Origin of the sequence: Nocardia sp. NBC_01503, assembly GCF_036327755.1 — a bacterium.
Lineage (GTDB): Bacteria > Actinomycetota > Actinomycetes > Mycobacteriales > Mycobacteriaceae > Nocardia.
Genome location: NZ_CP109596.1, coordinates 7,527,295 through 7,547,599, shown reverse-complemented (window position 1 = coordinate 7,547,599; position 20,305 = coordinate 7,527,295). Strand labels below are relative to the sequence as shown.

Below are 20,305 nucleotides of genomic sequence, written 5' to 3'. Positions count from 1 at the left end.
TGCTCAGAAACGCAGTGCGATCAGATGGCAGTGCAGTCAGAGATGACAGAGCGAACTCTCGGCGAAACTGCGGGCAATACTAGGCGACGCGATCGCGTGAGTGCCGCGGACATGCATGTAGCGCGTGCGCACCCCTCGTACACACGCGGACATGACGGTGTTGTGAGCCCGCAACGGTGACCTCTCGCTCGCCGGTGCGGCCGTGAGATGACTGTGCCAGGATGTGATGAAAAGAGAATGAACGTTCTCTACTATCCCGGTCTGGGGGAGAAAAGGCTGGTGAGAGTGGGTGGGGGCAAGCCCGCGCGGCGGAAGGTCTCGGTGGCGTCGGCGCGTTCGCGTGCGGCGGTGTCGGTATCGCCGCGGGCGGCAACGGCGGCGGCGTGCAGGGCCAGGGCGCGGGCGCGGTCGATTGGGTCGGCGGCCATACTGAGCAGGTCCAGGGCGCGGGCCGATTCGATCTCGGCGGTGCGGGCTCGACCGGCGCGCAGCTGGATCTGGGCCAGGCGGGTGCAGGCCCAGCCCTCCCAGAGGCGGACGCCGTTCCGGCGCGCGATGCGCACGGCCTCCTCGCCGAGGCGCAGCGCCTGGGCGTGATCGCCGAGTAGTGAACGGGTGGCGGCCAATTCGTGGTGCGCCCAGCCCAGGGCCACCGAATTGGAGCATTCGCGGGCCATATCGATGGCGCGTTCGGCGACGGCGACGGCCTCCTCGTACTGACCGGATTCGCAGAGGGTGCGGGTGGCCAGGGCCAGAATCCACGCCTCCATGGAGCGATCGCCGAGAGCGCGGGTGAGGGCTACGGCGTTGGCGTAGTGGCGGTGTGAGTCCTTGGTATTGCCCAGGCGGCGGTCGGCGATGCCGAGCAGCAGTTCGGCGAGCACCTGGAGACGGCGGCCCGCATCGTCGACCGGGGGTGAAATGGCTTGCAGGAACTCCAGACTCGCCTCGACCTCGCCCAGCCCCACCTGCATGATGGCTCCGAGAGCGGTGCGCAGTCTGCGGACACTACCGCTGTCATGCTCCTGAATCGCGGTGTGCAGCAACGATTTCAGGGCATCGGCGAGTTCGCGGGCACCGGTGCCGCCGTCCATGACCTCGGCCAGCACCCAGGCCAGGTCGGCGGCGAGCGCGACGGTCGGCCCGCCCACCCGCGCGGCCTGACGGTGCAGGGCGATGACCACGGGTCGCTCGATATCGTGCCAGCGCTGCCCGTCCGCGCCGCTGGTGAAGGGGTGGCCGGGCACCGTGGTGGGCACCAGTAGGCGGGTGGTGTTGCTGTAATCGATTGCGCTGAGCAGGTTCTTGCCACTGGCCAGGTAGTAGTCCAGCAGGCGGGACAGCACCTGGGCCTCGTCATCGCCGGGCTGGCGGCGGGCGAACAGGCGCAGCAGGTCGTGGAAATGGTAGCGACCGGGTGCGGTGGTCTCCAGCAGGCTCAGATCCACCAGGGCCTCGCACAGGTATTCCGCCTCCGCGACAGGCACATTCAGGACCGCGGCGGCGGCATCGGCGGGCAGGTCCGGGACCTCGGCGCGGGCCAGGGTGCGAAACGCCCTGGCCTGCTCGGGATTCAGCTGTCCGTAGCCGAGCTGGAATATCGCCTCGAGAACGAGTTCACCGGTTCGCAGGACATCGAGTCGCCGGCTCTCGTCGGCGAGCCGGGCCGCCATGGAGGCGATGGTCCACCGCGGGCGTACCGCCAGCCGCGCGCCGACAATGCGCACGGCCAGGGGCAGGCAGGCGCAGCGGGTGATCACCTCACGCGCCGCATCAGGTTCGGCCGCAACCCTTTCCGTGCCGAGAATATGGGTCAGCAGGGTCAGCGCCTCCTCGGGTTCCAGGACGTCGAGGCGGGTGCGGCGGACGGCCGGGAGTTCGGTGAGCGCGGACCGACTGGTAATCAGTACCGCGGTGCCGGGGGTGCCCGGCAATAGTTCGCGGATGTGTGCGCTGTCCCGGGCATTGTCGAGAACGAGCAGAATTCGCCTGTCGGACAGCAGAGTTCGCAGCTGCCCGGAGCGATCGTCGACGGCCTCGGGGATATCGCTGTCCGCGACGCCGAGCGCGCGCAGGAAGCCGCCGAGGGCGTCGGCGGGGGACATGGGCTCGTCATCCACGCCCCGCAGGTTCACATACAGCTGTCCGCCCGGGAATCGATCGCGTACCCGATGCGCGATATGCAGTGCGAGCGTGGTCTTTCCGACTCCGCCCATACCGCCGACGGCGGAGATGGCGACCGCGCTGCCGTCGCCGGTGAGCTGGGTCGCGATCTCCTCGGCCAGGCGCGACCGACCGGTGAAATCCGCTATGTCGGGCGGCAATTGGGCGGGCGTGCGATCTCGGCCGGGACGGTGCACGGGCGGTAGTTCCGCGCGCAGGATGCGGGCGTGTACGGCGCTGAGCTCGGGCCCGGGTTCCACGCCGATACCCTCGACCAATGCGTGTCGGGCGCGGGCATACTCCTCCAGGGCCTCGGCCTGGCGTCCGCAGTGATAGAGCGCGGTCATGCGCAGGGCGCGGAAGCGTTCGCGCAGTGGATGTTCCTCGATGAGCGGTCCGAGCTCGGCGACGGCCTCCGGGCTGTGCCCGGTCTCGATATCGAGCGCGAGGCGGTCCTCGAGAATGCTCAGCCGCCACTGTTCGAGCCGGGCGCGCTGGCGTTCGGCGTACGGGCCGGGGAGTGCGCCCAGGGCCGCGCCCTGCCAGTGCGCGAGCGCTGTCATCAGCGTTTCTCGGGCGGCGGCCGGATCGTCGTCGCGAATCAGCGCCGCCAGATTGACGCGCTGCTCCACCTCGGCGATATCGGTGCGCAGGTCGGGTAGGCGCAGGGCGTAGCCGTCGCCGATGGAGACCAGGAGTGCGGACGGCGCGCGGGTGACGCGCTCGGGATCCAGTTCGCGGCGCAGCTTGGCCACATGGGTGCGCAGCGCCGAGACCGCGCGTGGCACCGGAGCCTGGCCCCAGATGCCCTCGACGAGCTCGGCGGCCGTCACCGCCTTGCCCTCGCGCAGCAGCAATGCCACCAGTACGGCCCGCCGCTGCGGCGGACCCAAGTCCAAAGGTGTGTCCCCGCGCCAGGCGCGGACCTCACCCAGGAGTGCGAACCTCAACAAACCGACCTCCCCGTCCGGGCAGTCTAGATTGCGGTATCCGAGCACTTCATCGGTGGTTCACCGGTGCGGTTGTCGCGCCCGGCGTCCTTTCCGGCCGAGGGAGACCCACCTTCGTGAGATCCTCAGTGCAGCAGTCGGATACCCACCCGAGCGCGATCGGAGCACTCCCATGACGGCCACGAACAAACGCAACCTCGTCTACTTCGAAAGTCCCACCATGCGAGGACTTTACGAAACCATGGACGCCTGGCAGCAGGAGCACGAACTCCGCCTGCTGTCCATCAGCATCCAACAGGACAACGGCACCTTCTGCTGTATAGCCCTGACCAACCCCGCCGAAGTGGTGATCACCAGCGCAGACGGCCACCACCACGCCAGCGTCAACCGCTTCGGCCTGCTGGCCGTGGATTCCCAGTAACCGGTGTCGAGCTAGTTCGCGGTCCAGGGGCGGAGTTTGTCCGGGTTGCGGATTACCCAGATTCGGGTGATGCGGTTGTCGGCGATGTCGAAGGCGTAGACGGAGACGATGGTGCCGTCGAGTTCGGCTACCAGGCCGGGTTGGCCGTTCACGGTGCGCTCGAGCAGGGTTATGTCGCCTACGCGGGCGGCGAGTCGCATCCAGGCGGAGGCGATTTCGAGGCCGCCGATGATGGGGGCGCGGAAGGCCAGGGCCAGGCCGCCGCTGTCGGCGGTGGCGATCGCTCCGGGGTCCAGGAGGGTGATGAGGGCTTCGATATCGCTGGATTCCCAGGCTTGTTTGAAGTCCTTGACCACGTCGGCGCGTTCGGCGGTGGTGGGGGTGCGGGAGGTGTGGATGCGGCGGCGGGCGGAGGAGGCCAGTTGGCGGCAGGCGGCGGGGGTGCGGCCCACGATTTCGGCCACTTCGGCGAAGGAGTAGCGGAACACGTCGTGCAGGACGAAGGCGACTCGTTCGGCGGGGGTCATGGAGTCCAGGACGACCAGGAAGGCCATACCTATCGACTCGTCGAGGGTGACCCGGTCGGCGGGGTCGGGGGGTGTGGGGGAGCCGACCCATTCGGATCGGTCGGGGACCGGCTCCGGAATCCATTCGCCCACATAGCGTTCGCGGCGGGCGCGGGCAGAGCCGAGTAGGTCGAGGCAGATGCGACTGGCGACGGTGGTCAGCCACGCCCCCGGATTGGCCACATCCTCGCGCTGACGCTCGGGGAGTGCGTACCAGCGGGCGTAGGTCTCCTGCACCACGTCCTCGGCCTCGGCCAGCGAACCCAGCAGGCGGTAGGCGAGGTTGATCAACTGGCGGCGCTCACTGATCACCGCACCCAGTTGCGGATCGGTCATGGTGTCGGCTCCTTCGGTGGCTGCGGTCCTACCGATACGACGAACTACCGAACCCGAATGTCAGGCGGCCTCACATTCCGGACGGCTGCTTCGTCGGACTTGCCGTACGCACTTCAGCAGAGCAGGAGCTCCGGCCATGACAAGAATCGGCATCATCCTCGGTAGTACCCGCCCCAACCGTAACGGCTCGCAGGTGGCGCAATGGGTGCTGGACCTGGCATCGCGGCGAAGCGATGCCGAGTTCGAACTGATCGACCTGCGTGACCATCCACTCCCGCATCTGGACGAGGCGGTGCCCCCGATGTTCGGCCCGTCCGTCAACGCGCACACCCGCGAATGGGCCGAGCGCATCGGCGCGTTCGACGGCTTCGTCATCGTCACCCCCGAGTACAACCGCGGTATTCCGGGCGTGCTGAAGAACGCCATCGACCACGTGTTCGCCGAATGGACCGATAAGGCGGTCGGATTCGTCTCCTACGGGGCGGGCGGCGGCGCCTGCGCGGTGCAACAGCTGCGGCAGGTCTGCGGTGCGCTGGGCATGGCCGATGTGGGCCGTCAGGTCGTCATCTCGGTGCTCACCGACTTCGAGAACCACGCCACGTTCGCGCCGAAGGATCAGCACGTCGCATCGCTGGGCCTGCTGCTCGACCAGGTCATCGCCTGGACCGAAGCCCTCGCCCCGCTGCGGCAGTCCGCACCGGACACCACTCTCGTCAACTCCTAGAGGAGCCGATCATGCAGACCCCGAACGACTTTCGTACCCTCGCGGACCGCGTCGAAATCGCCGCGCTACCGGGTGAATTCACCGACGCGGTCATGGTGCGCGACTTCGACCGCCTGGCATCGCTGTTCACCGAGGACGCGGTCCTCAGCATTCCCGCGGCCGGAATCGTGGTGCGGGGCGGCGATGTCCGCACCCGGATGCGGACCATGCAGGACGCCTGGGAGTACTTCATCCAGCACACCCATCCGGGCGCCATCGAAATCGACGGCGACACCGCCACCGGCCGCGCCCACATCTGCGAGCTCGGCAAACTGAAAACCGGTGCCGCACACGTGAATTACGCGATCTACCACGACACCTACCGCCGCACCTCCGACGGCTGGAAGTTCACCGAGCGCGTCTACGAGATCCGCTACCTCGACAGCTCACCGCTGGCGGGAGGTCCGCTGGAGGCGAACGGCCTCGCCATCACCCCCGAGCAACTGCACGCACGGTAACGCCGCCCGAAAATCATTGGCGCACTGCGCCGCTCGTAGGGCACTGTATCGCTCATGTTCGCGTACGCCATCACCGCTACACCCGCAGCAGCGGGTGCGATGGCTGCGCTCTCCCTGCCTGCACCGGCAGTCGCAGCATTCGACGGCGCACGAAGCTGACCTTCTCCGGGACGTCCCGGGACCTCAGACGGGGAAGGTCGCTGCTGTATGAGGTTCCTCGAATCACGACTCCCGGAGGGAGAAAATCATGGCCAAGCAGGCTTTCGTGCGCACCAAGCCGCACCTGAACATCGGCACCATGGGGCATGTCGACCACGGCAAGACCACCCTGACCGCCGCCATCACCAAGGTGCTGGCCGAGCAGGGCGGCGGATCCTACGTTCCGTTCGATCGCATCGACCGGGCTCCGGAGGAGATAGCGCGCGGTATCACCATCAATATCGCGCATGTCGAATACGAAACCGCCACAAGGCATTACGCCCACGTCGATATGCCCGGTCACGCCGACTTCGTGAAGAATATGATCACGGGCGCGGCCCAGCTGGACGGCGCGATCCTGGTGGTCTCGGCCCTGGACGGTGTCATGCCGCAGACGTCCGAGCATGTATTGCTCGCCCGTCAGGTGGGTGTCGAGCACATTGTGGTCGCGCTCAACAAGGCCGATGCCGGGGATGGTGAGCTGCTGGAGCTGGTCGAGCTCGAGGTGCGGGAGCTGTTGTCCGCGCACGGCTACGACGGCGACGGCCTGCCGGTCGTCCCGGTCTCCGGATTGCTCGCGCTGCAAGGTGATCCGGAGTGGTCGCGGGCGCTGTTGCGGCTGCTCGCGGCGGTGGACGAGTACATTCCCATGCCCGTGCGCTACACCGACGCCCCGTTCCTCATGCCGGTGGAGAACGTGCTCACCATTACCGGTCGCGGCACCGTCGTGACCGGGGCCATCGAGCGTGGCCGGGTGCGCATGGGCGACCGGGTGACGGTGCTGGGCTACGGCGACAGCCTGGAGTCGATCGTCACCGGTGTCGAAACCTTCGGCCGCACCATGGAATCGGCGGAGGCGGGCGACAATGTGGCGCTGCTGCTGCGCGGGGTGCAGCGCGGGCAGGTCAGTCGCGGTCAGGTGGTCGCGGCGCTGGGCAGCATCTCCATGCATACCGGCTTCACCGCCAGTGTGCGACTGCTCAGCGCGGCGCAGGGCGGGCGGCGCACGCCTATCGTGAGCGGGTACCGGCCGCAGTTCTATCTGCGCACCGGTGACGTGGTGGGCGATGTGCTGCTGCCGGAGGGTCGGGCACAACCGGGGGAGACCGTCGAGATGTCGGTGACCCTGGGTCGTCCGGTACCGCTCGAGCCCGGTCTCGGCTTCGCGATTCGCGAGGGTAGCCGGACCGTCGCCGCGGGCACGGTGCTGGCCGTGCACGAATAGGCCGACCGCTGGATCTCGGCCCCGAGTACATTACTCGGGGCCGAGATTCCCGCACTCCCACCGAGTGTCGCGCGCGCCCGAAAAGCGCGTTTTGTCGCCTATTCTCTCCGTATGACCTCACGTCGCCAGAAGTTTGCCGTCGCGCTGGGAGTGGCCGCGCTCGCCGTGGCCGGATGCTCGGGAAGTTCTGGCGGCGACCCCGGCAAGATCGATGTCGGCGTCCTGGTCATCACCATGTTCGACCCGGAGAACCAGGTCTGGCTGCAGCGCGAACAGTTGCCGACCACCGTCGAGGTCCCGGGCGCGTACAAACCGGTGCGGTGCAATAACGATCACCTCTGCGTGGCCGAGACCGGTCAGGGCAAGGCCAATGCCGCCACCACCATGATGGCGATTCTGGGCAGCGGCAAATTCAACTTCGACAAGGCGTACTTCCTGACCGCGGGTATCGCGGGCACCCCGCCCGACCAGGGCACGCTCGGTTCGGCGGTCTGGGCGCGCTGGGTGGTCGATTTCGATCTCGGCAATCACCTCGACCCGGCCGAGGCTCCCGGCGTCCCGTTCGGTTACCGTCCCGTCGAGGACTACAACACCGCGGCTTTCCAGCTCGATGAATCGTTGGTGGACAGGGTATTCGACGCCACCCGCGAGGCCACCCTCGCCGACAGTCCCGAGGCCGCCGCCGATCGTGCCAAGTATCCGGGCCAGCAGGATCGCAAACCCACGGTCATGAAGTGCGACACCATGACCGGCGACGACTTCTACTCCGGAAAACCGCTCTCGGATACCGCCCGCTACATCATGGATCTGCGCACCAAGGGGCAGGGCGCCTACTGCACCACCCAAATGGAGGACAATGCCACCGCCGCGGCGCTGAAAGCCCATGGCTACCTTGACCGTTACGTCTCACTGCGCACGGTGAGCAATTTCGACCAGCCGTATCCGGGGCAATCCGTGGTCGACCATATCGACCATTCCACCTCGGGCTTCGAACTCGGACTGGACAACGCGTACACGGTGGGTCGCGCCGCCGCCGACTATCTGTTGAAGAATCCACCCGAGAAGTGACAGAACGGGGCTGTTCCATCAGATGGCGGGACAGCCCCGGAATCGGATCAGCCCAGCGGTAAGTCCAACTGCGCGGGAGTCGACTCGGTCGAGGTGATGGTGATTCGCGAATCAGGTTGACTGTCGGTGGAATACAGCGGATCGAGTCCGTCGACAACCAGCATCAGCCGATGCATGTGCCCCACATCATAGGCGGCCGCCTGCAACTCCCACTCGGCGGCGACCGCACCGCCCAGCCTGAGCGTATTCGGTTCGTGTGTAATGATTCTCGCCGCACCCGAGGGGTCGATATCGAGGAGATACGCCACCACGGTCGCCGACTCCTCGGCACTGTCGACGGTCAGTCGCAGCCGGGGAATCCCTCGAATGCGCAGGGCCACAACACTATCGGCGGCCTCCAGCTCATCGGTCAGCCAGACCAGGGCGCGACCGCGATCGATATCATCGATCACGTAGCTCTTCGGATTACCCTTCCACTCCTCCTGCCCGGTCGACATGAGTGGCAGATCCATCGAGACGACCTCGGGCTCCTTGCCGACGGTGAAGGTGCGCTCCCAGCCGACGGCCTGATCCGTCCGGAGCCCGCCGTCCGAATCCGGTTCCGCGCCGGTAAGATTGAGCACCCGGGTGCTGGTGGTGACCTCGGACCAGCTCGCGCTCTCATCTCGCCGGGCGGTTTGACCGGTGCCGTCCGCGCCGTAGGCGAACATCACCTGATTGCTGACCTCCGGCCACGAGTCGACGCCATTCGATTCACCCTTGAGATGGTGATCGAGCCACGCATACGCCTCGCGCAGTGGCAGATTCGGCCCCGGCGCGATCAGTCCGGGGCCCTCGGGCGCGGCATGATCGCCGATCCACATATTCAGGCGTTTGGGTGCGGCGAGTTTGTTGAAGCAGGTCAGCGTCTGATTGGCCGGGAAAAGGCTCTCATGCCAGGTATTGGAGAAGAAGGTCGGGACCTGACGCTCCCCGGCGTAGCGTTCCGGGGCGCGCTCGGTGCCCCAGGCGACGACATCGCCCATCTCCCGGTCGTCGGCGAACTTCGCCAGGATGTCCAGCTCCTGGGCATCGAACTTGTCCGCCTGCTCACCGCCGGTGAGCGAGAGCAGCGCCGCCACGGCCCGCAGATGCCGAGTCCCGTTGTGGTACAGGCTGGTTGCGAGATTGCCCCAGGTGCTCAGCGCGACCACGACATCGACCCGGGAGTCATTCGCCGCGACCAGTTGGCTGATGCCGGAGCCATAGGATTCGCCCAGGAAGCCCACTCCGTTCGGGTCGAGCTGTTCGATCGCGTGGGTCAGGACCAGGCTGCCGTCCTCCCAGTCCGGTTGTCCCGCGACCTTCACCTTGCCCTCGGAGGTGCCGAACCAGGGCAGGTTGGTATTCGGGATGGTGGTCCAGCCGAGGCCGCGCGGGGTATAGGCCAGCACGTGATAGCCCTTGAGTGCCAAATTCAAATAGGCGTACTCGAATAATGGCCAGCCCACCGGTGTCCATCCGGCGGGGACCACCACCAGCGGATGTTTGCCGGGCGCGATCTGGCGCAGCATATGCGCCGAGAGCCGGTACCCCTCGGGCGTCCGGATCTCCGGGAATGACGGAACGGCGATATCGAGGGTCCGGGTGACCAATTCATTCAGTTCCGCCGGGAGCAGGTCGGTGCCGCCGCGGGTGCGCAGTGCCTCCACCAAATTGGTGGCCAGCTGTACGGCTTCCGGGCGGACCTGCCCCTGCGCGTCCCAGGCCCCTTCCGTCGCGATTCGGGTGACCTGATCGGCTGTGATTCCAATGGGCGAGTTTTCCTGTGGCATGGCTACCGCCATCCCTTCCGTGGTTCGACACGCTGTTGGGTGCTAATAGCGTGGCACGGAATGAAATTGAGCGCGGTGAAATCCAAAGACATTGATAGCACACGGATTTCGGAAACAACCTGACCAATTGGTTTGTGGCGCAGTGACTATCTATTCATGATGCGACACATGCAAAGCGGTTGGTTTCGACCGAACGAAATGTCAGCACGCGTTCGGCCAGCGCGCGGGGCGCTCCGGATCGTCCACGCATTCCGGGGAAGGCGTTCACATCGATGATCACCGGCGAGCCCGCCACCTCGAGCATATCCACCCCGTAGACCTCCAGCTCGAAGGCTTCGCCCACCGCCAGCGCCAGATCCGCCCACGGATGCGGGATCGACGAATGCCGGTCGGGCAGTCGGGGTTCAGGTGCGAACTCGGATTGCCGCAGTGCCGCGAAGACCTGATCGCCGATCACCCAGAGTTTATGATCCCAGCCCGTGCCGGGGGTGAAGTCCTGCACCACGATCGGCTCCTCGGGCCACAGCCGCTGAACGGCCGCGAGTTCGGCGGGATCGGCGACCCGGGTGACGAGATCACCGCGGCGGCTGTGCCGACTCTTGATCACGAGCGGATGGTCGAAATCATCGAGGTGCCCCGGATCCGGCAGCACCCCGGTATGCGCGAAGGGGAATCCGGCCTGCACGGCGCGCTCGGCCATGAAGGCGCGATCCTGGCAGAATTCGGTGGCGGCGGCCGAATTCAGTACCGGCACACCGGCGTTCTCCAGCGCGCGGGCCAAGGCCAAGGCACCGGGAGTGCGGGCCTTGAGCAGGTAGATATCGGCCGGATCCGACGGCGGCGCCGGGGTATCCGGTGCAAGATGCTCGATCCGGTGACCGTCCGCGCTGAGCAGAGCGGCCGTTTCGGTGAGCAGCGGATGATTCGGGTCACCGGTGAGAAGACCGATACGCATCACAGGGTCCCCACCGCCAGCGGCTCCTCGAATCGGGATTCGCGCGATCGCGGCGTGAACTGCCAGGCCGAACCACCGCGCGCGAGTTCGACAATGGCGCGTGCCACGGTCGGCACCGCCGCCGGAACCTGACCGAAGCTCGGAAAGTCATTGACATCCACCACGATCGGCCCGTCCGGACCGCGCACGACATCGATCCCGTAGAGATCCAATCCGAATACCGCACCGACACGCGCTGCGATATCCGCGATTTCGGGATCCAGCTGGACTGGCCGGTCAGCTGCCTTGCGTCCGCCGGTGTGCAGCGGAGAGGTGCGCTCGGTGGCGTAGATGCGCCCGTCCACACAGTAAACCTTCAGGTCCACACCGGAATTCGGCACGAACGGCTGCGCGATGAGCAGCCCCTGATCGGCCCGATCGATGGCGGCGAGATGTTCGGGTCGCTCCACCACCCGCACATCGCGGCCGGAGCTGCCATCGGCGGGCTTGACCACGAGGGGGAATCGCGCGGCCGGAATCCGCGCCAGATCGCGCGGCCGCGCCGCCGCCCAGGTGGTCGGCACCGGTAGACCGTGGGCGGCGGCAAGCGCTGCCGCGCGGGCCTTATCGCGCACCCCGCGAATGGATCGCGCGTCGTTGATGGTGGTGAGCCCCGCCGCCGCGGCCGCCTCCAGCAATCCGAGCCCCGGTCCGCCCGAAACCGTCTTGAGCACCCACGCGTCATGGTGTCCGCGCTCGACCAGCGTATTCAGATCCAGCAGTTCCCCGCCGGGTCGCACCACATCCACCCGGTGACCCCAGGCACGCAATTGGTGAATCACACTGCGCGGCATGCCGTCCCGGCGGTATTGCTCTTCCACCAGAAAACACAGACTGACTCGCGCCGCCATTCGTTTCGCTCCCACAGTTGTACTGCGCCCGCCCCGGAGCGGCCCAGAATTGATCGCCGATTGTTCTCCAAGATCATCGCGATGGCAACCGGGAACGCAACACCACGGGCACAGCGGATCCGGGCAATGTGGCCGGGATTCTCTGCTCACCCAGGCCATCTCGGCCGGACCATGGGCGTATGGAACGAGGGCACTATGAGGACGATCACCACGCGTTCGCCGAACTGGCGCGCGACTTCATCCGCAAAGAGGTTGCGCCGCACTATCTGGAGTGGGAGGAGGCCGGCATCGTGCCGCGCGAGATCTTCGCCCGCGCGGGTGCACTCGGCCTGATCGGCTTCGCCGCGCCCGGCGAATACGGCGGCCTGGGTGTGGCGGACTTCCGTTTCAATCAAATCCTCATCGAAGAGTTCATGGATGCGGACTGCGCGGGCGTCGGTCTGAATTTCGCACTGCACAATGACATCTGCGCGCCGTATCTGACCCAGCTCACCGATCTCGAACAGCGACGGCGCTGGGTGCCCGGATTCGTCGCGGGCACCTCGATCGCCGCCATCGGTATGACCGAGCCGGGCGCGGGCTCCGATGTCGCCGGAATCACCACGGCGGCAGTCGATATGGGTGATCACTATCTGGTCAACGGTGCGAAGACCTTCATTACCAACGGGATCAACGCGGATCTGGTCATCACCGCCGTGCGCACCGCACCCGACCGCCACCGCGGCCTCACCCTGCTGGTCCTGGAACGCGGTATGCCCGGCTTCGATCGTGGCCGCAATCTCGAGAAACTGGGCCTGCACTCCCAGGACACCGCCGAACTGATCTTCACCGATGTGCGTGTCCCCAAAGAGAACACGCTCGGCGACCCGGGCCGCGGCTTCGAATACCTGATGCGCAACCTCCCCCAGGAGCGGATGCAGATAGCCGTGGCCTGTCTGGCCCGTACCCGTGCCGCCCTCCGCGCCACCATCGAATATGTCAGCACCCGAACGGCTTTCGGCCAGCCCATCGCCGCCTTCCAGAACACCAAGTTCGTGCTGGCCGACGTCTCGACCGAACTGTCGGTAGCGGAAGCCTTCATAGACAAGTGCGTCCGAGAGTTGAACGCCGCCCGCCTGACCCCTGCCGATGCCGCCAAAGCCAAACTCTGGGCGTCGGAAATGGAGTTCCGCTGCCTGGACCGCTGCCAGCAACTCTTCGGTGGCAACGGCTACATGCGGGAATACCCCATCGCCCGAGCCGCCGCCGACGCTCGCATCACCCGCGTGTACGGCGGCACCTCCGAGATCATGCGCGAGATCATCGGCAGGGATCTGAAACCGTCTTGAGGGCAAGCGCTGTGTTCCGGGTTGCGCTCGCGTGAGTGCTGTCCTGGCTCCGGCGTCCTACGCCGCTCTGATGACCCATGAGACAGGTAGGGCGCGGTCCGGCCGCGGGTCGAACGCGCGACCTGGTCCGGCGTGCTCTGCGCCATCGGCCGCCCTCCTGGCGGATCCGTCAGTTCGGTGATGGTGCGACCAGGCGACACCCCGAGAGCAACGGAAATAGCGACAGGCTATCGATCCTCTCGCATAGGCTCGCCCGGCACTGTCGTCCCAGGGGAGAAGGTTATGGCGTTCATGCGTGCTCCATCGGCATTCGCTCTTTCGGTGGCCTGTATGGTCGGATCGCTCATCGGCATTCCCGCCGCGGCCGAACCGCCGCAGGTCGACGATTCACTGGGTTCGCGGCTGGTGCTCGGTGCGGCGAATCTGCCTCCGATGCAGGCGCTTCTCCAGATATCGCGGCAGCTGTTTCCGGACCGCGGACCGTATGTGCCGTGGACCTATCAGCTGCCGCCCGCCCCGATTCCGCACACCCCCGCGCACGGCGTCTGCCCGAGCGGCTCCGATCAATGTATCGACGACACCATCGCCGATATGGAGGCGCGGGCGAAGATCATGACGCGGGACTGCGACGACAACGCGCCCCTGCTGCTGAGTTATCTGCACACCACCAAGGGTGAGCGTGAAATCGCCCGGGAGCGTGGCGGATTCGCCTATCCCGAGCATGTGAACGATTGGTCGACGACCTACGCGCACCACTACTTCGACGCCATCGACAACTATTATGTGAACGGCCGCCCGGATCTGGTTCCCGAGTCCTGGAAACAGAACTTCCGCGCCTCCGACGACCACTCGCTCACGGTGTTCGGCAATGTAGCGGTCGCCTACAACGCGCACATCACCCACGATCTGCCGATCGTCATCGCCGATATGGGTGTGACCGCCCCCGACGGACACTCGTACAAGCCCGACCACGAGAAGATCGACGAGCTGCTCGCCGAAGCGGAACAGGGCACCGTCTCCGAGCTCGCGACCCGCTACGGCGATGCGGACCCGGCGATGCGCGCACCCTATGAGATGGAGCCCCTCACCGGCGTCGCCTTCGGTCAGGTGATCCAGATCTGGCGCGAATACGCTTGGCGCGGAGCCGAACAGCTCCTGCTCGCACCGAATCAGGAGGCGAGGGCGGCGATCGAGCAGCAGATCGACAACCTCTCCAACCTGCTCGGCGACATCATCCTGAAGTTGTTCGCGCGCACCGATCCCGGACCGCACAAATCACACTGCCCGGCCGCGGGCGGCTAGCCGCACGGCCGGGCAGGGTCTCGCGGGGGGTGTCAGCGCAGGGCTCTGCGGCCGGTAACCAGATTGACCAGGAACAGCAGCACTACCGCGCCGCCCAGGCAGGTGAAGAAGCTGAACCAGAGGCCGCCGCCTTCGACATCCACCCCGAAGAGCTTCAGTAGGAAGCCGCCGATCAGGCCGCCGACCACGCCCACCACGATATTGAGCAGAATGCCCTGTTGGGCGTCGGTTTTCATGATCTTGCTGGCGATCCAGCCCGCGAGGCCGCCGATGATGATCCAGCCGAGAATGCCCAGACCAAGCATGATTCTCTCCTTCTGTACGCGACACCGGGGCGTCCCGGCGTCCTGTGGTGCGCATACCCGCAGAAGTGGAAAGGATGCCTGCGACGGGATGTGGGTCTCAGTCGTGTCCTTCCTGCGATAACTCAGCGTTTCAGGCCGTAGGAGGCGGCGATGAGCCGCTCCATGACCGTGCGCGGCAGAATTCGGCGCACCGCGAACATGATCGGCGCGTTCGATCCGATCGCGTACAGCGGTTTGGGCCGATCCGCCGCGACCGCACCGGCAATCGTCGCGGCCACCCGTTCGGGGGTGATGCCCTGCCCTTGCTTCTCATCCATCTTGGCCATGAAGCGTGCGAAATCGGTTGTGTGCGGGGAACCTTCGTCGATGTACTTGGTGCGCCGCTCGCGCAGTCCGGTATCGATCTGCCCGGGTTCGATGGTGGTGATCCACACCCCGAACGGCGACTCCTCGAACCTGGCCGCGGTGGCGAAGCCGCGCAGCGCCGCCTTGGTCGCGGCATAGGAGGAGCGGTACGGCATGGGGAAGCTGCCCAGCATGGAGCCCACCATGACGACCCGCCCGTACCCGCGTTCGCGCATACCGGGCAGCACCGCCTGGGTCAGTGCGACCGCACCGAACACATTGAGCTGGAACAGTCGCTCGATGGCATCGCGGGGGAGTTCGGCCAGCGGACCGGCCTGACTCTCCCCGGCATTGTTGATCAGCACATCGACCCCGCCCAGATCGGCGACGAAGCGCTCGATCGAGGCGCTGTCGGTGAGATCCAGTGCGCGGTAGTCCACGCCGGGTACCCGATCCGCGGCGTCGATGGAGTCCGGATTGCGGCTGGTGCCGATCACCTTGTCGCCCTTGGCCGCGAACGCCGCCGCGGTCGCTTTACCGATACCGGAGGATGCGCCGGTGACCACCACGGTGCGGGTGCGCGTCGAATGCGTGCTCATGAATCAGAACGTTAGCGGTTTACTGTCCGGACGTTTATGCCGATGCGCGCCGTCGGCGCACGAGCGAATACCGAGCCACACTCCGACTCCGAAGGCCGAACCGGCCAGAACAGGCAATAGCAGGAGGGTATGTGAGCTCATGATGCGGATTCCCTTGCGTCGTCACCGATCTGGCAACCGGATAGGTATGCAATCGCGAGCGCGAGCATTCTGTTACGTGACGAAACAAGACCGCCGGGAAGGTATTGCGCTGCAAGTGCATTCGAGATTTCAGCGCCCGAAGCCTGTCCGGGGCCGACGGGCCGAGTCCTCGAAGGCAGGCAAGACATAGCGGAGATACGGGGCTCTTGTGGGAAACTGACTCAGACACGGCCGATTCGGCATATCGTGTGGCTGTCCGGGTCACCCCGGACGGTTGTCGGTGGAGTCGATGAGGACTTGGGTACATGTTCGACTGGGATCTTTTGCGGAACAGCTCCGGTGTGCACATCATGACGCGGCTCGCACAGGAGCGGGGAATGGCGGCCGCGGCCTGCGTGGCTGGGACGGGCCTCTCCGCCGAGGCGGTGCTCGACTCAGATGCCGCGATCACCGCGCGCCAGGAGGTACTGGTGGTGCGGAATCTGTTGGCCCGCTTCGGGACCGAGCCGGGGCTGGGAGTGGAAGCGGGCACGCGCTATCACCTCTCGCTGTCTGGACCGTGGGGTCTGGCGCTGCTGAGCAGTCGCACCCTGCGTGACGCGGTCGAGGTGGCGCTGCGCTATGTGGAGTTGGCCTTCGCCTTCGGGCAGCTGTCCTTCGAGGAGTCCGGCGGTGAGGCGCGACTGCTCTTCGATGATCGTGAGGTGCCCGAGGATGTGCGCGGCTTTCTCACCGAACGTGCGGTGACCGGCGTTCAGGTGATCGGTCGCGAACTCGTCGCCGCCGGGGTGCCGATGCGCCGGGTCGCCTTCCGGCATCCCGGGCCCGCCGATACCGGTCGCTATCGCGCGGTCTTCGGGGTGGAGCCGACCTTCGGGGCGCCCGCGAATGTGCTGGCCTTCGACAGCGCGTGCCTGGGTATGCCACTGCCGCAGGCCAATGAGTGGGCGCGCGATACCTGCGAACAGCTCTGTCGTGATCTGCTCACTCGCCGCCAGGCGCGCACCGGTGTGGCGGGGGCGGTGCGGGATCTGCTGGTGCGCGATCCGGGTGAAGTGCCCGATCAGGCGGCGGTCGCGGCGGAGCTCTTCATGAGCCCGCGCACGCTGTCGCGGCGACTCAATGAAGAGGGCACCTCCTTTCGCGCGCTATTGGACGAAGTGCGCCAGCTGCTGGCCGAGGAGCTGCTCGATCACACCGATATGACCACCGAACAGGTGGCGAGACGGCTCGGATACGCGGAGGCGGCCTCGTTCATCCGGGCCTTCCGGCGGTGGAAGGGCTGCCCGCCGCAGGAGTATCGGGCGCGGCGTCCGCGCGCGGATACGCCGGTGCCGGAACCGGTCTAGCGGAGGTTCGCCGCCTACGATTCAGATCGCCGACTACACCCGCCATCCGAATCGTTCAGGAGTTCACCCGTGACGCAGCAGTCGCCGAAGCCGCTTCAGCAGCACCCCGCTGTGGTCAAAATCCGCGAACGACGTGCCGCGAGTATGCAACTGCGACTGGCGGATCGGATCACCAAGTTCGCCGGGTCCATGCGGTTCGTCTACATCCATGCGATCGGGTTCGCCATCTGGATGCTCTTCTTCGAGGAGAGCCCCTGGCCCACGCTCACCCTGGTGGTGTCGCTGGAGGCGATCTTCCTGTCGACGTTCGTCATGATCGGCCAGAACCGGCAGGCGGAGTTCCAGCAGCTCAAGGCCGATCACGACTTCAATCAGCAGGAATTGGAGCTCAAGACCAATACCGAGCTGACCAGGGCTATTCATCATATGACGACCGAATTGCATCGGCGACTCATCGACGAGGCCACCGGCGGGCGGTGATACTGGAGGCTGTGAGCGCCTCCAATATGTCCATCCCGCAACGGGATCGAATCGAGCAGTTTCTCACCGAGCACGGTGCGGACCGCATCCCGCATCCGGGCGGCACCCTGCTGGCGCATTTGAAACGGGTCGCCGGACTACTCGCCGACTGGGATGCGGCCGACCATATTCAGCTGGCGGGGCTGTGCCATGCCACCTACGGGACCGACGGATTCGGACAGTCGCTGCTCGATATCGCGGATCGGCCGATGCTGGTGAATCTGATCGGGGAGCCCGCCGAGGCGCTGGTGTACTTCTATGCCAGCTGCGATCGCGGGGCCGTGTATTCGCGGCTCGCCGACGACAAGGTGCTCTTCCGTGACCGCTTCACCGGGACCGAGGAGTACGCGGAGCCGCGGGATCTGAGCGCGTTCATGGAGATCACCGCCGCGAACGAACTCGATGTCATGACACAGAATTCGGAGTTGGCGGCGCGGCACGGTGTGGCGCTGCATGAGCTGTTCGGGCGCACCCGGCATCACCTGTCGCCGAAGGCCTGGCACGACTGCCACGCCCAACTTCCGCCCGTCACACCCTGACTCGGCGCGAGCCCGCACCCGGCTGTGCCGTTGTCAGTCTGGGAAGGTGAGGGCGAACTCCGCGCCGCGGCCCGGTTCGGATGTCACGGTGACCGCGGCGGCATGCAGTTGCGCGACCTGGGCCACGATGGCCAGCCCGAGTCCGTGGCCGGGGGTGGTGCGGGCGCTTCCGGCGCGATAGAAACGGTCGAATACGTGGGGCGCGTCCTCGGGGGCGATACCCGGCCCGTCGTCCCGGACGGTGAGCCGCCTGTCGCGCACCGTCACCCGCACGGTCCCGCCAGCCGGGCTGAACTTGGCGGCGTTGTCGAGCAGGTTGGTGACCGCCCGAGCCAGCCGGGCCGGAACGCCCGCAATGGTGACCGGTGCCGAATCGACCGCGAAGTCGATTGCGGTCCAATGCCTTCGGGCGATCTCCACGCGCTCGGTCACCAGGGTATCGAGGCGCAGATCCTCCGATGGCTCACACTGGGCCGCCGGATCATCGGCGCGCGCGAGATCGATGACATCGGTGACGAGCCCGGAGAGCTCCTCGGATTGCACGCGCAGCGCGGCGACCGTCTCGTCCAGTTGGGCGGGGGACAGGCGCGCCGCACGGCGCAGCAGATCGATATTGGTGCGCAGCGCGGTGAGCGGAGTGCGCAGTTCGTGTGAGGCGTCCGCGATCAAACGCTGCTGTGCCGCACGGGAATCCCGTTCCCCGCGCAGCGCGGTATCCAGCTCGTCCAGCATGGTGTTGACGCTCGTGCCGAGCCGGGCCAGTTCATCATGTCCGGTAATGGCGATGTGCTGGTTGGGATCTCGGGTTCGCGCCACCCGCTCGGCCGCCGCGGTGAGCGCCGCCACCGGTGCCAGCGCCCGCCGCGCCAGCACGGTGCCGAGGACGGCGGCCAGCAGGGTGCCCACGGCGGCGGCGACCATGAGCGCGATACCGGTGCGCCGCAGGCCGGTATCGACCGTCTCCGAACGCTGCGCCACCTGCACGGCGCTACCGGGCCGCAGCGGCGCGGTGTACATGCGCATGGCATAGCCGTCGAGGGTGATATCGGTGAAGTAGCCCTGCGCCGATCCCGCTGCGACAGCACGGGTTTCGGCATCGACCGGCAGTGAATACCCGGGCACATGTTCGGACTCGATGGTGCCGTCGGCGGCCACCACCTGTACACAACTGGGCGCGGCCAGGTACTCGCATGCCCCGGACATGGCCGCCACCGACGGCTCGACCGGGAATTGCCGCACGATACGGGTGGATTGGCGGCGCAGCCCCAGATCCAGCGCACTGTTCAGCTCGTGCCCGACCACCACGTAGGCGGCGGTGCCCATGCCCGCCAGTGCCGAAGCCATTGCCAGCACGAAGAATACGGCGATCCGCCCGCGCAGCCCGAGCCGCTTCACGCCGCGCCCAGCCGATAGCCGATCCCGCGCACGGTATGAATCAGCGGGATCTCTTCCGGCGCTTCAATTTTCCGTCGCAGATAGCGGATGTAGACCTCCAGCGAATTCGAGGACTGATGCCCCCATACCCGATCGATGAGCGTCTCCCGGGGCAGCGCCTGTCCGGCATTGCGCAACAGCACCTCCAGCAGCGCGAATTCGGTTCGGCTGAGCTCGATTTCGCGACGGCCCCGCTTGACGGTGTGCGCACCGGTATCCATGACCAGATCCCCGGCCGACAGCAGTACGCCGTCCTCGGGATAGGTGCGCCGCAGCAGCGCCCGCACCCGGGCCAGCAATTCGTCCAGATCGAACGGTTTCACCAGATAGTCGTCGGCCCCCGCGTCCAGGCCCTGGATCCGATCCGAGACCGCGTCCCGTGCGGTGAGCATGAGAATCGGGGTGCGATCCCCGCGCCCGCGCAGCGTGCGGCAGGTGGTCAGCCCATCCATGAACGGCATGAGCACATCCAGGACCACCGCCTCCGGCTGCCAACGGGCAATCTCCGTCAGCGCACTCGCGCCATCGGCGGCGGCGCGGGTGTCATACCCTTCGCTGTCCAGGGCGCGCACCAGCGCCGCCCGCACCGAGGCTTCGTCGTCGACCACCAATACCCGCACGCACCGGACTATACGTA

Annotated in this window: 19 protein-coding genes; 10 read left to right on the top strand and 9 right to left on the bottom strand. The window is 66.5% G+C overall.

Translation table 11 applies throughout. From position 1 onward, the window contains the following. Positions 1-251: 251 nt before the first annotated feature. Positions 252-3,113 carry an AfsR/SARP family transcriptional regulator gene (locus OHB26_RS34685; RefSeq protein WP_330181474.1) on the bottom strand — a complete coding sequence of 954 codons (2,862 nt, stop codon included), beginning with the start codon at positions 3,111-3,113 and terminating at the stop codon, positions 252-254. A gap of 172 nt (positions 3,114-3,285) precedes the next feature. On the opposite strand from OHB26_RS34685, the gene OHB26_RS34680 reads away from it, so the two are divergent. Then, positions 3,286-3,534, top strand: coding sequence for a hypothetical protein (locus OHB26_RS34680; protein ID WP_330181473.1), 249 nt, complete (start codon positions 3,286-3,288; stop codon positions 3,532-3,534). A gap of 11 nt (positions 3,535-3,545) precedes the next feature. Here OHB26_RS34680 and sigJ read toward each other — a convergent pair whose 3' ends face one another. After that, positions 3,546-4,436, bottom strand: coding sequence for an RNA polymerase sigma factor SigJ (sigJ, locus tag OHB26_RS34675; RefSeq protein WP_330181472.1), 891 nt, complete (start codon positions 4,434-4,436; stop codon positions 3,546-3,548). A gap of 136 nt (positions 4,437-4,572) precedes the next feature. Here sigJ and OHB26_RS34670 point away from each other — a divergent pair, with 136 nt between their 5' ends. From OHB26_RS34670 to OHB26_RS34655, 4 genes are all read left to right on the top strand, one after another. Next, positions 4,573-5,160, top strand: coding sequence for an NADPH-dependent FMN reductase (locus OHB26_RS34670; protein ID WP_330181471.1), 588 nt, complete (start codon positions 4,573-4,575; stop codon positions 5,158-5,160). Positions 5,161-5,171: 11 nt separating this feature from the next. Then, a complete protein-coding gene (locus tag OHB26_RS34665; protein WP_330181470.1) occupies positions 5,172-5,657 on the top strand; it encodes a nuclear transport factor 2 family protein in 486 nt (161 codons plus the stop codon). Between the two features lie 247 nt (positions 5,658-5,904). Further along, the gene (gene tuf / locus OHB26_RS34660; protein ID WP_330181469.1) at positions 5,905-7,080 is read left to right on the top strand and encodes an elongation factor Tu; all 1,176 of its coding nucleotides are present in this window, start codon (positions 5,905-5,907) and stop codon (positions 7,078-7,080) included. A gap of 111 nt (positions 7,081-7,191) precedes the next feature. Further along, on the top strand, positions 7,192-8,148 hold the full coding sequence (locus OHB26_RS34655) for a purine-nucleoside phosphorylase (RefSeq protein ID WP_330181468.1): 957 nt from the start codon (positions 7,192-7,194) through the stop codon (positions 8,146-8,148). Between the two features lie 47 nt (positions 8,149-8,195). On the opposite strand, the gene OHB26_RS34650 is transcribed toward OHB26_RS34655, so the two are convergent. The 3 genes from OHB26_RS34650 to OHB26_RS34640 form a co-directional block, all read right to left on the bottom strand. Then, positions 8,196-9,962 carry a CocE/NonD family hydrolase gene (locus OHB26_RS34650; RefSeq protein ID WP_330181467.1) on the bottom strand — a complete coding sequence of 589 codons (1,767 nt, stop codon included), beginning with the start codon at positions 9,960-9,962 and terminating at the stop codon, positions 8,196-8,198. 154 nt (positions 9,963-10,116) lie between these two features. After that, positions 10,117-10,917 carry an ATP-grasp domain-containing protein gene (locus OHB26_RS34645; RefSeq protein WP_330181466.1) on the bottom strand — a complete coding sequence of 267 codons (801 nt, stop codon included), beginning with the start codon at positions 10,915-10,917 and terminating at the stop codon, positions 10,117-10,119. Next, a complete protein-coding gene (locus tag OHB26_RS34640; protein ID WP_330181465.1) occupies positions 10,917-11,807 on the bottom strand; it encodes an ATP-grasp domain-containing protein in 891 nt (296 codons plus the stop codon). The genes OHB26_RS34645 and OHB26_RS34640 overlap by 1 nt, the downstream gene beginning before the upstream one ends. 179 nt (positions 11,808-11,986) lie before the next feature. Between OHB26_RS34640 and OHB26_RS34635 the strand changes: the two genes are divergently transcribed. Next, complete coding sequence (locus OHB26_RS34635) at positions 11,987-13,135, top strand: acyl-CoA dehydrogenase family protein (protein WP_330181464.1); 1,149 nt, start codon at positions 11,987-11,989, stop codon at positions 13,133-13,135. A 291-nt stretch (positions 13,136-13,426) separates the two neighbouring features. After that, positions 13,427-14,437, top strand: a complete 1,011-nt coding sequence (locus OHB26_RS34630) for a DUF5995 family protein (RefSeq protein ID WP_330181463.1) — start codon at positions 13,427-13,429, stop codon at positions 14,435-14,437. 32 nt (positions 14,438-14,469) lie between these two features. On the opposite strand, the gene OHB26_RS34625 is transcribed toward OHB26_RS34630, so the two are convergent. Together OHB26_RS34625 and OHB26_RS34620 are read right to left on the bottom strand one after the other, a co-directional pair. Then, complete coding sequence (locus tag OHB26_RS34625; RefSeq protein WP_330181462.1) at positions 14,470-14,742, bottom strand: GlsB/YeaQ/YmgE family stress response membrane protein; 273 nt, start codon at positions 14,740-14,742, stop codon at positions 14,470-14,472. Positions 14,743-14,864: 122 nt separating this feature from the next. Further along, positions 14,865-15,686, bottom strand: coding sequence for an SDR family oxidoreductase (locus OHB26_RS34620; protein WP_330181461.1), 822 nt, complete (start codon positions 15,684-15,686; stop codon positions 14,865-14,867). A gap of 446 nt (positions 15,687-16,132) precedes the next feature. On the opposite strand from OHB26_RS34620, the gene OHB26_RS34615 reads away from it, so the two are divergent. From OHB26_RS34615 to OHB26_RS34605, 3 genes are all read left to right on the top strand, one after another. Continuing rightward, positions 16,133-17,176: an AraC family transcriptional regulator gene (locus tag OHB26_RS34615; protein ID WP_330181460.1), complete on the top strand. Its 1,044-nt coding sequence runs from the start codon at positions 16,133-16,135 to the stop codon at positions 17,174-17,176. 69 nt (positions 17,177-17,245) lie between these two features. Beyond that, complete coding sequence (locus OHB26_RS34610; protein WP_330181459.1) at positions 17,246-17,656, top strand: DUF1003 domain-containing protein; 411 nt, start codon at positions 17,246-17,248, stop codon at positions 17,654-17,656. 11 nt (positions 17,657-17,667) lie between these two features. Then, entirely contained in the window at positions 17,668-18,234 is a 567-nt protein-coding gene (locus OHB26_RS34605) for a DUF6817 domain-containing protein (protein WP_330181458.1), read from the top strand. A gap of 33 nt (positions 18,235-18,267) precedes the next feature. Here OHB26_RS34605 and OHB26_RS34600 read toward each other — a convergent pair whose 3' ends face one another. Both OHB26_RS34600 and OHB26_RS34595 read right to left on the bottom strand, forming a co-directional pair. After that, positions 18,268-19,629: a HAMP domain-containing sensor histidine kinase gene (locus tag OHB26_RS34600; protein WP_330181457.1), complete on the bottom strand. Its 1,362-nt coding sequence runs from the start codon at positions 19,627-19,629 to the stop codon at positions 18,268-18,270. Beyond that, complete coding sequence (locus tag OHB26_RS34595; protein WP_330181456.1) at positions 19,626-20,288, bottom strand: response regulator transcription factor; 663 nt, start codon at positions 20,286-20,288, stop codon at positions 19,626-19,628. Before OHB26_RS34595 ends, OHB26_RS34600 begins: the two co-directional genes overlap by 4 nt. Between the last annotated feature and the right edge of the window lie 17 nt (positions 20,289-20,305).